This window comes from Niallia laureatilytica (genome assembly GCF_046613985.1).
GTDB lineage: Bacteria > Bacillota > Bacilli > Bacillales > Cytobacillaceae > Niallia.
Genome location: NZ_JBKKHP010000007.1, coordinates 17,204 through 30,483, shown reverse-complemented (window position 1 = coordinate 30,483; position 13,280 = coordinate 17,204). Strand labels below are relative to the sequence as shown.

At 37.7% G+C, this 13,280-nt stretch carries 12 protein-coding genes; 5 read left to right on the top strand and 7 right to left on the bottom strand.

Features of this window, described 5'->3' with window-relative positions; translation table 11 throughout:
* Nucleotides 1–178 precede the first annotated feature (178 nt).
* Nucleotides 179–1,084 carry an AraC family transcriptional regulator gene (locus tag ACLIJJ_RS16940; protein WP_233318203.1) on the bottom strand — a complete coding sequence of 302 codons (906 nt, stop codon included), beginning with the start codon at nt 1,082–1,084 and terminating at the stop codon, nt 179–181.
* 296 nt (nt 1,085–1,380) lie between these two features.
* On the opposite strand from ACLIJJ_RS16940, the gene ACLIJJ_RS16935 reads away from it, so the two are divergent.
* On the top strand, nt 1,381–2,616 hold the full coding sequence (locus ACLIJJ_RS16935; RefSeq protein ID WP_411411341.1) for a cytochrome P450: 1,236 nt from the start codon (nt 1,381–1,383) through the stop codon (nt 2,614–2,616).
* A gap of 147 nt (nt 2,617–2,763) precedes the next feature.
* A complete protein-coding gene (locus ACLIJJ_RS16930; protein ID WP_233318207.1) occupies nt 2,764–3,744 on the top strand; it encodes an aldo/keto reductase in 981 nt (326 codons plus the stop codon).
* 60 nt (nt 3,745–3,804) lie between these two features.
* On the opposite strand, the gene ACLIJJ_RS16925 is transcribed toward ACLIJJ_RS16930, so the two are convergent.
* A complete protein-coding gene (locus ACLIJJ_RS16925; RefSeq protein WP_233318208.1) occupies nt 3,805–5,022 on the bottom strand; it encodes an MFS transporter in 1,218 nt (405 codons plus the stop codon).
* A gap of 223 nt (nt 5,023–5,245) precedes the next feature.
* Nucleotides 5,246–5,824 carry a CBO0543 family protein gene (locus ACLIJJ_RS16920; protein ID WP_237943313.1) on the bottom strand — a complete coding sequence of 193 codons (579 nt, stop codon included), beginning with the start codon at nt 5,822–5,824 and terminating at the stop codon, nt 5,246–5,248.
* 212 nt (nt 5,825–6,036) lie between these two features.
* On the opposite strand from ACLIJJ_RS16920, the gene ACLIJJ_RS16915 reads away from it, so the two are divergent.
* Nucleotides 6,037–6,243: a hypothetical protein gene (locus tag ACLIJJ_RS16915; protein WP_233318212.1), complete on the top strand. Its 207-nt coding sequence runs from the start codon at nt 6,037–6,039 to the stop codon at nt 6,241–6,243.
* A 217-nt stretch (nt 6,244–6,460) separates the two neighbouring features.
* On the opposite strand, the gene ACLIJJ_RS16910 is transcribed toward ACLIJJ_RS16915, so the two are convergent.
* From ACLIJJ_RS16910 to ACLIJJ_RS16895, 4 genes are all read right to left on the bottom strand, one after another.
* Entirely contained in the window at nt 6,461–7,258 is a 798-nt protein-coding gene (locus ACLIJJ_RS16910) for a DUF817 domain-containing protein (protein WP_233318215.1), read from the bottom strand.
* Between the two features lie 27 nt (nt 7,259–7,285).
* Entirely contained in the window at nt 7,286–7,504 is a 219-nt protein-coding gene (locus ACLIJJ_RS16905; RefSeq protein WP_233318218.1) for a helix-turn-helix domain-containing protein, read from the bottom strand.
* Between the two features lie 10 nt (nt 7,505–7,514).
* On the bottom strand, nt 7,515–7,997 hold the full coding sequence (locus ACLIJJ_RS16900) for a DUF2975 domain-containing protein (RefSeq protein ID WP_251646502.1): 483 nt from the start codon (nt 7,995–7,997) through the stop codon (nt 7,515–7,517).
* Nucleotides 7,998–8,153: 156 nt separating this feature from the next.
* Nucleotides 8,154–10,379 (bottom strand): RNA degradosome polyphosphate kinase, encoded by a 2,226-nt coding sequence (locus ACLIJJ_RS16895; protein WP_411411340.1) that lies wholly within the window; start codon nt 10,377–10,379, stop codon nt 8,154–8,156.
* 252 nt (nt 10,380–10,631) lie between these two features.
* Here ACLIJJ_RS16895 and ACLIJJ_RS16890 point away from each other — a divergent pair, with 252 nt between their 5' ends.
* Entirely contained in the window at nt 10,632–11,552 is a 921-nt protein-coding gene (locus tag ACLIJJ_RS16890) for a Ppx/GppA phosphatase family protein (RefSeq protein ID WP_233318225.1), read from the top strand.
* A 241-nt stretch (nt 11,553–11,793) separates the two neighbouring features.
* Nucleotides 11,794–13,173 (top strand): PepSY-associated TM helix domain-containing protein, encoded by a 1,380-nt coding sequence (locus tag ACLIJJ_RS16885; RefSeq protein WP_411411339.1) that lies wholly within the window; start codon nt 11,794–11,796, stop codon nt 13,171–13,173.
* Nucleotides 13,174–13,280 lie beyond the last annotated feature (107 nt).

Below are 13,280 nucleotides of genomic sequence, written 5' to 3'. Positions count from 1 at the left end.
AATTCATCCAAATTGAATACGTTTTCACTATTGTTCGCATTCATACATTAACACTGTGTTTACGTATGTAATTATAGTAAAGATTTAATGAATAGTATTTAAATTTTGAAGACATGTTTTTATACTTTTAAGACATCTTTCCACTCAGAAAAAATAAAGACCTCCCTTTTCATGGAGGTCAAGTATCAGAATATGTTGTTGTATGTATATTGATAAACATTGATCTAAACCGCCCTGGTGAGGTTTGCATCATCGAGGTGAAAACTCTCGTAAAATATTGGACATTCATAAATCCTGTCTCTTCAGCAATTTCCTTTAATGATAAATTTGTCTTTTTTAACAGCATGCTCGCTTTCTTAATCCTTTCATCTTGCACATACTTCGAGAAGCTCATACCTAATTCAGAAACAAAAACCCTAGACAAGTGTCTTCCAGATATATGCAGATGCCTTGCTACTTCTGTCAGCTTTAAGCAATTAGATAAATTATCATGAATATACAGGCGTGCCTGTGTAAGAAGATCAGAATGCTGATCTGGCTCTTCTTTCTGACTGCTTTTATTCAAATCAGGAACAAAATCCTGTAGAATCGAAATGATAAGCGAACCGGCAATAGTAACTAGCATCTCTTCAAAGAATTCATGCTTATGCTTTGTAGCCTGAATAAGCAGAGATTTCCACAAATAGCCGGTCTCTGTATCACTATTATGTAAAAGCACCGGTGCACATTTTTTAGCTGAATTCATTATATTAACCCAGCTTTCTGTCGACTCTGATTCCATTAGTTCAAAGGCTACATACAAGAGTGATAGTCCTTGCTCGCTTTTTATTTGATGTGGCACTTCTGGTCTTGATAAAAAGATGGTGTTACCTTGGAGCGGATAACTGCACTGTTCATCGATATAAAAGCCTTCTCCCTCGACAACAAAGCATACTTCGAAAAAAGAATGCTTATGCAGCTGATTATCATAATGCTTAGGCATAACTCCCCAATAATGAACATGAAAAGCAGCTCCACCCTGGTTTATACGATGAACATAATCATTTAGAGAAATTTTTCCGGATATATACTTATTTAAATCCACTAAATCACTCCTAAAAATAACCAAGTTAGTTTTTTCTAACATCTTTTCCTGATTATAAAAGAACACGCTTACAATAACAAGTTTGCTAGTTTAAGATTTCAGGATTTTTTACCTATTTTTGTTAATTTTCATCGTAATCGCTACTTTTTACTACTCAAATTAGAGTATAGTAGAAATAGACGCACATGCTTTTCTCGCACAACAACGTGAATGACATGCTGTTAGCAGTTACAGATGCTAAACGGACATGATTATATAAAAACATTTGATCTATTTAAAGGAGGAGAAACTGCAAAATGATAAAAGAAGTAATCCCCATTAAAGAAATCACCAATTTCCAATCACGTACAGACGAATTTTTTCCGATTGCCTGGTACCAAAAAATGCTAAAGGAGCATCCTATTTTTTTTCATAAGGAAACCAATACATGGAATGTGTTTCAATATGAGCATGTCAAAGAAGTGTTAAGCAACCATGAGTATTTTTCCAGCGCCGGTACTAGAACAACGATTTTTGTTGGAGCCAAGAACGAAAGTAATTCCGATAAACCATCACCAATAAACATCACCAATCTTGATCCTCCGCAGCATAGAAAAAGCAGGTCGCTGTTAGCCTCTGCTTTTACTCCTCGGAGCTTAAAAGAATGGGAACCTAGAATCAGGCAGATTGCCGCAGAACTGGTTGATGATATAAAAGCGAACGATGTTGTTAATATTGTTGAAGCTCTAGCTGCCCCTTTCCCTAGTCTTGTTATCGCTGATTTATTTGGTGTGCCAGTTAACAATCGTCATCAGTTCAAAAAATGGGTGGATATTCTCTTCCAGCCGTACGACAGACAGCGGCTAGCGGATATTGAACTCGAGAAGCAACAGGCTGCCAAGGAATACTTTCAATTTCTCTATCCGATTGTTGTTCAAAAACGGACAAATTTAACAAATGATATTATCTCCGACCTCATCCGTGCCGAAGTGGATGGAGACAGGTTTACTGATGAAGAAATTGTCCAAGCTACAATGGTGCTGTTAGGTGCAGGCGTTGAAACTACGAGTCATGCCATTGCTAATACCTTTTATTCATTGCTGTATGATGATGAAGCCTTATACGAAGAGCTGCGGAGCAATCTCGAGCTCGTCCCAAATGCAGTCGAGGAAATGCTCCGTTATCGGTTTCACTTGTCAAGAAGAGACAGGACTGTTAAACAGAATAACAATCTATTAGGTGTAGAGCTGAAAAAAGGGGATGTCGTGATTGCCTGGATGAGTGCATGCAATATGGATGAAAATATGTTCGAAAATCCCTTCACGCTAAATATTCACCGGTCAAACAACAAAAAACACCTTACCTTTGGCAATGGACCTCATTTCTGTTTAGGAGCACCGCTTGCCCGCTTGGAAATGAGAATTGTGCTAGAGACTTTTTTGCGTAAGTTTTCCCGCATAGAACCGGTTGAAGGCTTTGACTTAGAAGCAAACTTAACCGCTTCTGCAACAGGTCAATCTTTGACTAATTTGCATATGAGAATTTTAGAATAATGAAAACATGAACAGCAGAAACATTTCTGCTGTTCATTTAGTTTTATGAGAGGATTAGGCAAACACTTGATAGTATTGGGCTAAAGACCTCACCTGCTTTATGCGATAATAATCCTATATCACATAAAGACAGGGAGGAAGAAGCAAATGGAGTATGTAAAGCTTGGTAATACAGGATTAGATGTATCTAGATTATGTCTTGGATGTATGGGGTTTGGTGATGCCAGCAAGTGGCTGCATCAATGGGTCTTAAATGAGGAGAACTCCCGTCCTGTTATTAAGAAGGCCCTTGATTTAGGAATTAATTTTTTTGATACAGCCAATGTATATTCACTTGGTTCCAGTGAAGAAATTCTTGGGCGCGCTTTAAAGGATTATGCTAATCGTGATGAGGTTGTTATCGCGACGAAAGTACACGGTCAAATGCACCAAGGACCTAATGGTTCTGGGTTATCTCGAAAAGCAATTATGAGTGAATTGGATAAAAGTCTGCAAAGATTAGAAACAGATTATGTGGATCTGTATATCATTCATCGTTGGGATTATCATACCCCTATTGAAGAAACGATGGAAGCTTTGCATGATGTTGTAAAGGCAGGAAAAGCAAGATATATTGGCGCGTCTGCCATGTTTGCGTGGCAGTTCCAAAAAGCATTGCATACAGCGGAAAAACATGGCTGGACTAAATTTGTGTCCATGCAAAACCATCTAAATCTTATTTACCGTGAAGAAGAACGAGAAATGCTGCCACTATGCAAGGAAGAAAAAATAGCGATTACTCCATACAGCCCGCTCGCCTCTGGAAGATTAACCCGTGACTTGTCTGTTACAACACATCGCTCAGAGACAGACCAGATACAGAAGTCTAAATACGATGCTACATCGAGTGCAGACCGCTTAGTTATTGAGCGTGTCGCATCGTTGGCAGAAAAATATAGTGTTCCTCGCACTCACATTGCACTTGCATGGATATTGCAAAAAGAACAAGTGGCAGCACCTATTATCGGTGCTACAAAGCTGTCCCATCTTGAGGATGCTGCTGGTGCCTTGAATGTTAAACTAACACCTGAAGACATCACCTTCCTTGAAGAGCCTTACGTTCCGCATGCAATAGTCGGCCACAGCTGATTTCTTCTCTGAAAAAATAAACAAGCCATTCTCTAATGCGGAGAATGGCTTGTTTCCATATTAAACTGTTTTTGCTAAAGGTTTAAGTTTACTTTCACTTCCTGCTCTTTTATGCAAGCTAAGCATCGCAATGAAGGAAATGCAGTAAAGCAGGGCCAAATATCCCATTGCCGCTGTAACGTTGGCATGCTGTAGTATATAACCTACTAGTATTGGAGATAATCCCCCTAAAGCTCTTCCGAAATTAAAAATTGTGTTTGTTGCTGTACTGCGTATTTCTACTGGATAATACTTGCTGATTAATGCGCCGTACCCTGCAAACATTCCATTCGAGAAGAAGCCTACAATCGCGCCGCCTACTAATAGACCGATACTGCCTGATGCAAAGGAGTAAAGAAATACCGCAATTGCCGAAGCGAATAAGAAGATTCCGTATGAGAGCTTCATGCCAAGACGATCAATAAATTGTCCAAATGTCAGCATCCCAGCAATCATTCCAGCTGCTGTGCTGATTGTCCAAAGGGCAGAGCTTGAAACAGAAAGTCCTTGAGATTGCTGCAGCATGGATGGCAGCCATATCATCAGACCGTTATATCCGGCAATTTGCACAGTTGCCATCACAGCTAATGCAATGGTTGTTGCAGTAATTCTAGGGCTAGCAAATAATTGCTTTAGTTTCCCTTCCTTTTTCACAGCTTGCTTTTTCTGTTGTGAAGCCAGCCATTCTGGTGATTCATCCAGCTTTTTGCGAACAATAAAGGCAAAGATTACTGGTGCCAAACCAACGAAGAACAACCCTCTCCATCCCCATGCAGGAAGAATCATCGCACTAAGCAAGGCTGCTAAAATAACACCGTACTGGGCACCTACACTTACATAAGAAGAAGCGCGCCCTTGTTTATTCTTTGGCCAAGCTTCCGCCACAAGTGCCATGCCAATACCATATTCTCCGCCTGCACCAAGACCTGCAATAAACCTAAAGATATATACTTGTTCAATATTCTGCGCCAGACCTGTTAATGCTGTCCCGATTGCAAATAGAAGAATAGTGTACGTAAAGACCCTGACTCTCCCGAATTTATCAGCCAATATGCCGAAGATAACTCCTCCAGCAAGCATACCTATGTTAGTAATTGAGGAAATTAGTCCGCCTGCAGCCATATCAATATGAAAATCTGCGATAATCATTGACATTGCAAAGGAAATAAACATAATATCCATGCCCTCTAATGTCAATCCGGCTACTGATGCGACTACTGTTTTTTTGCGATAATCCAATTTTGTCGTTCTCCTTTCAAGCCTCACAGGACTTAATTAAAGTATAGTTATAAAAAATACCCTTTCATCCAAAGGACAAAAGGGTAGTCATAGACATCATGAAAGAATATGTATGAGTTCACTTTTCGCCTTTTTGGACTCTCTGGACCAGATTAAAGGGATTTAATTTCAACTAATAGTATCATGCTCTAAAAATCTTGACAATCATTTTTTATGATTTCTATTATTTAAAGACAGTTACTCCCACATATATACCTGCTAAAAATATCGTTGTGATGAATATAAAATGCAGTAAAATCCAAGCCCATGCACCATATCGCAAGGACTCAGCATTCAATGGTTTTCTTTTTTCTGGTGGTACGATCTTTCCGCCTAATAACTCAAATAACAAATAATTTATCCACCAAAGCGTATAACTGTCCCACAAATCCCATTCCGCTTCAAATTTAAAGATAACAGAGTTTTTTAAGATAACTTCCCCAACTAATCCTAAGTGGATAATTCCCCAATAAAAAGGTATTTTCCAAATCCATAGTTTTGGACTATACCTTATTGCAAATAAAGCAATCAATGGAAAAAGTGTGGAAACGAGCAGCACTGGAGTTATCGAATAATCTTCAAGCAAATAGTTAAAAAAAGTATAAAATCCTATATACGTTAAAGAAAAGCATAACAAGTTCCCTGTAACTGCACTAATTAAATAAATAAGACCGTATCGCTTCCAGTCAAATCGGATAATTGCCAAACACCCTGCAGCGGATAATAAAATAACAGCTAACAATATATATTTCTGGAAATTCATTATGAACACCATCACATTCTGACCAAGACTCTTTATATTTATATAGTGTTATTATTTCCGTTTTACTAAGATTTCATAAAGCGATAATGGAATTTTTCCAAATAATGAAATTTAATTCCACAGCCTTCAACTGAAGGTAGTTTATGTATAATATAAAAAGAATGCTGATAAAAGAAGACTGCAATCGCTGCAGTCTAATAGGAGGAAGTTCCATGATAAAAAAATATGGGGAACATACAATAAAACAAAGGGAAAATACAGTTGAAATATATACAGACCCACGAATGGTACTGAGAGTTAAAAAGGCTAATAAAGATTCAAGGCAAATTACCATTGAACTTCATAGCAGTCTTAATGGACGATTAAGTTATGACTTACCGCCAGCATTACTAAAAAAAGTACTTTCTGAAATAGAATAAAATAGACTGCACTTAATCTTGATAATTGTCTTCAGCCTATTAGGCAGTAGATATCTCCTGTCCTGTTACAACAAGATGATTAGTTTTTTGATGCAGTGGTTAATGCGCCGAGCCGCTTTTTCTCTGTTCACGCACAGTCTCCCCCCTACCGCTTCCAACCAATCTCATAACTTTAGCGACAAGCTGAAGGCAGCAAAATATGCTGCCTTTTCCACTTTTATTCTGTACTCTTCCCTTTAACCTGCTTGAGTGTTGCAACAATTAAAAAGCTTACTATCACTAATAACAGCCATGAGCTTACCTTGCCAAGATGAACAAGGCTCCATGCTTCTCTTTGATTTGGATATTGCCAAGCTCCAAAGAAAGTGGCAATATTTTCGGCTATCCATATAAAAAAACCAATCAGTACAAAGGACAGTGATAGTGGCATGCGGTAACGAATTCCATCCACCACGTAGACTACCCATGATTTCCAAAAAACAATTAAAACTAATCCAGATAACCACCAACGCAGATCGATCCAATAATGATGGGTGAAAAAATTTAAGTAAATCGCAAATGCGAGTGGAACCACTGCCCAAAATGGCGGCCATTTAATAAGCTCCACCTTAAGCCTTCTCCAGGCCTGACACAGAAAACTCGCTACACTTGCATACATAAAGCCGCTGTATAACGGAACTCCAAAAATCTTAGAATATCCTTCTTCAGGATAAGACCACGAGCCCATATGCACCTTAAACAGTTCAAGGGCAAGACCGATAATATGGAATAAGGTTATAACCTTTAGCTCATCCTTTGTTTCCATTCCAGACCGTACCATCATCCACTGCATAAACAGGCAGATTAACAGCAGCCAGTCATACCTTGGCAGAAAGGGAAGCGGAAAATATTGTGTAACTGCCAAGGAGGCAAAGATAACGACTGGAAACAAGCATGACAGAGCCTGCTCCCAACCAAAAAGTAGCAATTGCTTCAACGCTGATCTTTGTCTCCATTTTTCAATTGTTACATTCATGAGCAGCCTCCTGCTAAAAATTATTATCTACTCTGTATCTTCATCACTTTTGTATTCTAAAATGTCTCCAGGCTGACAATCTAATGCCTTACAAATCCCCTCTAACGTTGACAATCGAATCGCTTTCGCTTTTCCATTTTTCAATATAGACAGGTTAGCCATCGTTATTCCAACCTTCTCTGAAAGTTCGGTAACACTCATTTTCCTTTTTGCTAGCATTACATCAATATTTATAATAATCGCCATTTTTTTCACCTCAGACCGTTAGATCATTTTCTGATTTTATCTCGATAGCTTCTTGAAGAAGCCTTTGCAGAACAGCGGCGAAGACCGCAATGATCAAAGAGGCAAATATAATAACTAAGCCAATAATTATTATTCCTGGTGCGTCGTCAGCATCTGCAACGAAATAAAAGAGCGGCAATCCTAGTACAAATAAGCCACTTATTGTAATGGCACAAAATTTAATTACCTTTAAGGATTTCACTGATATTTTTGAGAAGGCTTTGTTTTTATCAATATAAGTTAATAATTTAAATGCCTCGTATAGAGCGATATAAAAAGGAATTGCCGAAACATAAAAAAAGGCGATAACAAGAAATTTTATAAAGGCAATATCCGGCAGCAGCTCTTCAGCAAATCTCCCGATAGCTGGAACCGCAAAGATACATAAAGCAAGAATTGGAAGTCCAATAAAAATTACAGCTATTTTTAAAAACAGAGTTGACACTTTGTTCACCAAAAAACACCTCACTAATTAATGTGTTTTTAATTTACCACAACATTTATCGTTTTACAATAAAATAATATTGTTTTTTATTTTATTATTATTGATAAACAACCATTTCATTTCAATAAAAAGAGCATTCCTCATAAATAAGGAATGCTCTGTAGATTATCTCTTTAGTAATGGAACAATTTCTTTAAGACGAAAAAAATAGGAGTCTGTTAAACTTGAAAACTTTGTGCGATTCTTCATAGTTTCCAAGTTTGCTGTTTTAATTTTGGTCCTATATTGAATGGCTTCTTCACAAAAGATCCTCTGGCTGTTTATATGCCTTTCTCCATTGGTTCTTGGCACATATTTATACTTGCCATTGCGATCTTGCTCGCGAGCCTTGCAATTGTCTTGAAGCATAAGAAGCAGGCATTCATGGATTCTCTCTTTTAAATGATTCTCTAAAATTGGGAATAGTATCTCTACTCGGTTTTCCATATTGCGCGTCATCCAATCAGCTGATGACAAATATACCTTTTCATCCCCATTTTGATGGAAATAAAAAATTCTCGTATGTTCGAGAAATTCTCCTACGATACTTCGAACCTTAATATTTTCACTGACTCCTTCAATACCGGGACGCAGGCAGCATACTCCTCTTATGATGAGGTCAATTTTTACACCAGCAATCGATGCTTCATACAATTTCTTAATAATTATTTTATCTGTTAAAGAGTTCATTTTTGCAATAATTCTGCCATTTTGATATTCATTATGATAGGCAATTTCTCTGTCAATCAGCTCAATGAACGTATCCCGAATACCATAAGGTGAAACAGATAAATGATGATAAGATGGCTTTTCCATATATCCGCTTAAATAATTAAAGAAATTGATGGCATCAATGCCTATTTTATCATTGCTTGTCAGAAGCCCCATATCAGTATAAATTCTGGCTGTGGCATCATTATAATTTCCTGTTCCCAAATGAACATAACGTTGAATTTTACCTTTTTCCCTGCGGATAACAAGAGTTATCTTGCTGTGGGTTTTTAAATGCGTCATTCCATATATAACATGACAGCCGGCTTGTTCTAATTCCTTAGCCCACTGAACATTGTTTTCCTCATCAAAACGGGCCTTGAGCTCCACTAGGACAGTTACTTGTTTTCCATTTTCCGCTGCTCGTTTAAGACTTTCAATAATCGGCGAATCTCCACTGACACGGTATAAGGTTTGCTTTATTGCCAATACATTCTTATCATCTGCTGCCTGTGACATAAACTCCACAACTGGTTCGAAAGACTCATAAGGATGATGCAGTAAAACATCATGGTCAGCAATCTTTTCAAACATGTCTCCTTCTCCTTCTAAATCAACAGAAGGCTGAGGAATAAAGGTTCTTGCTGTTAAATGTTCATGAGTGGCTGCGACTTTCTTATAAAATGAAAATAAGAACGTCAAGTCTAAAGGAGCTTGGACAACATAAACATCCTTTGAATGTATCTCAAGCACTTTTCTAAGATAATCTATAACCCCTTGATTGCTTTGAGACATTTGGTATTCTAGACGGACAGCAGCTCCCCGTTTTCGTTTTTTCAGCTCTTCTTCAATTTCCAGTAATAAATCTTCTGCTTCGTCCTCATGTATAGTTAAGTCTGCATTTCGGGTAATTCGAAAGGAAGTGACAGATTCCACTTTATAGCCTGTAAACAATTTATAAATAAAACGGGAAATCACTTCTTCCAAAAGGACAAACTTTCTTTGCTTTCCTTTTTGCGTTATTTCAACTAAGCGGTCCATAACAGCCGGAACTTGCACAATCACTAAGTTGCCGTTCAGCTCCTGCTCCTTCCGCTTTTCCAGCGACTTCTCTTCAATTATTACTGCTAGATTTAGAGATTTATTTAACAGCATTGGAAATGGACGATAAGCGTCAATCGCCATTGGCGTCAGAACAGGGTACACTTGTTCATCAAAAAAATCCTCCAGAATATCCAATTCCTGTGGTGCAGCATGATCAATTGTAATGATGCTCACCTGTTCATTGTCTAAAATTCTTGATAAATCTCGATATACTTCATCTTGTTTTTTTACTAGTAAATGGGCTTTTTGAGAAATAGCACATAGCTGTTCTTTTGGGGTAAGTCCCGCCTTATTTTCGGGTTTGTTAAACCCAGCCTTTACTTGATCGATCAGTCCTGCGACACGCACCATGAAAAACTCATCCAGATTTGAACTAAAAATCGATAAAAATTTATATCTTTCCAATAAAGCATTCTGGTCATCCACAGCTTCTTCCAGCACTCGGCTGTTAAAATCCAGCCAGCTCAACTCTCGATTATTGTAATAGGAAGGTTTATCTAAATTAGTGGTGCTCCATTGCTCATGATGAGTTTGCATTTTTACATCCCCTTAACAATTATTGCTAATATTCTATAATTAGAATACCACGAATATTCAGATGAATATCAGGTTACTTTGTAAAATTTTTGTAAATATTTGTAGATATATGCAAGATTTCCAGAATGTAAGATTATTATCGGATTCTTAGGGGTACAATGGATAGGCGTACTTTACAAAAGCTTAATATTTTTTCTTTACATTTTCTTATAAGATATACATATTAACAATTACAAAGGGAGGATTCGATAATTGAAAGATAACTCAATTGCCATCATTGATCTCGGCTCAAATTCCATTCAATTTGCTATCTATCAAATTGAAAACAACTTAGTAAAAACGGAAGAAGCAAAGCGCGTCAAAGTGGCTGCACGTCTCATCAGCTACGTAAATAGTCAAGGTAACATTACACGAGAAGGAATAGACTTTACCTTGCAAATTTTAAAAGAGTTTAAGAAACATGGCGAGGAAAGTGGAGTGAACCGAATTATTGGGTTTGCGACAGCTGTCATCCGCAATGCAGCCAACAAAGAGGATGTCTTAGCAGAGATTCAACAGGAAACAGGTATACCTTTTTCGATTCTAAGCGGCTATGAAGAGGCGTATTTTGGATTTCTTGGCATCATTCAAGCAACAGATTTGCAAGATGGCATTACCATTGATATTGGCGGCGGAAGCACCGAAATTACCCTGTTCCGAAACCGCCAAATGGTCGAATACCACAGCTTCCCTTTTGGCGCAGTCAACTTAAACGACCAATTCACAAAAGGTGAAAATGTGACAGCACAGCAAACGGAGCGGCTTCAAGCGTATCTTGTCGAACAGCTTCAAACTCTCCCATGGTTGTCCAAAGCAGGACTTCCTGTTATCGGGATTGGCGGAAGTGCTAAAAATTTATCACGCATACATAAAGCTAAATGCAAGAAAAATTCATTAAATATGTCCATACAGGATATTCATCTTGTATATGAAGAGTTATCCTCATTAAGTGTAACAGAGCGTGCCAATATTAAGGGACTATCCAAGAAGAGAAAAGATATAATCATACCAGCAGTGCAGATTATCTCTATCTTAATGGAGATGACACAATCTCCTTATTTCCTATACTGTACGCAATCTGTACGTGACGGATTTATTTATAATCTGCTTGAAAAAACTAATAATGCCTCTTAGAAAAAAAACCACCGGACACTAGCCCGGTGGTTTTCTACTATTGTTTGTTCAATGGAAGGTCGAACAAGACATGCTGAAATTAGGAACTATATTCATTATAAACGGAAAAGACTACTGATTGTTTTAAGATTTTGTAAATTCTTGTAAACACTTCTCCATTAACATAGTTTATCAAACTATAAAAATAGCCGATATAAGCAAGAGATTGACCTTAATAACATTTGTATACTAGGAGGAAAAAGTGGAGTCTGAAACATCTGAACAACAATTGGAAGAAACAAACGGAAAACAAACAAAAGCATACCTCTATAAAACTGTATGGAGATGGCATTTTTATGCCGGCTTAATCTTTGCTCCCTTTTTAATTATATTGGCAGTAACTGGATCTGTTTACTTATTTAAACCTCAAATTGAACAAATACTGTATCAAGACTTAAATGAGGTAACCATTAAAACGGAGAGAATACCTGCTTCTGAACAGCTAAATATTGTAAAAAACCACTATACCGGAGCAGAGGTTACAAGCTATCGGCCTGGAGAAAAAAAAACGCGTTCCAGTGAAGTCAGCATAACTTATCAAAAAGAATCACTGACCATATTTGTTGATCCGTATACAGGTAAGATACTCGGAGAATTAAACAGTAATGATCGAGTTATGGACTTAATCGAAAAAATTCATGGCGAATTGATGGCTGGAACTCTAGGTGACAGAATTGTCGAACTAGCAGCATGCTGGACTATAGTGTTAATAGTAACTGGAATATACTTATGGTGCCCGCAAAAAAAATTAAGAATTGCTGGCACTTTTATACCTCGATTAACTAAAGGACGAAAGACTTTTAGAAGAGATTTACATGCCGTCCCTGCTGTCTGGATTACAGGCGGACTTGTTTTGTTGATTTTGACTGGATTGCCTTGGTCCGGATTTTGGGGAACTAATTTTCAAGCTTTAGTTACCAATACAGGAGAAGGTTATCCTCCCTCTGTGTGGATTGGCGATGCTCCTGCATCAAATATAAAGACAAAGGACATTGCAGAGGTTCCTTGGGCAGCTGAAAATTTAGAAGTACCAGAGTCAAATATGGAAGGCTTTATTCCCGTATCCATTGATGATATAGTAGCCACTGCAAATCGGGAAGGCATGCATCCAAGTTATTCTGTTATTTTCCCTGCTTCTAAGGAAGGTGTCTATACGCTGTCTGCTTTTCCACCGAAAGCAAAAGACGAAGCAACCATTCATATCGACCAATATTCTGGTGCAGTGTTAGCTGATTACCGCTATGATAACTACGGTATTCTTGGAAAGATAATAGCTGTTGGTATTACTTTGCACAAAGGAACAGAATTAGGTTTCATTAACCAGCTCATTAGTTTACTTATCTGCCTTGGCACTCTTTTTGTAGCCTTCTCCGGTGTCTATATGTGGTGGAAGCGTAAGCCAAACAAAGGCCTTGGAGCTCCAAAGGCACCAAGTATAAAGAATATGAAAATCCTGCTTATCATTCTTATCGTGTTAGGTATTTTATTTCCATTAGTCGGCCTATCACTTATCGTTGTTGGGCTTATTGACTGGTTGTTGATTCAAAGGATAGCTAGTGTGAAAAGGTTATTAAATGCATAGATAATAATTCTGAAAAAAGAGCTGCACAGCTCTTTTTTCTTTTTACCTTTGTTCCAATAACAATACTAACTACCTAATTAATAAACTTAAAAAAGATTGATTTACAG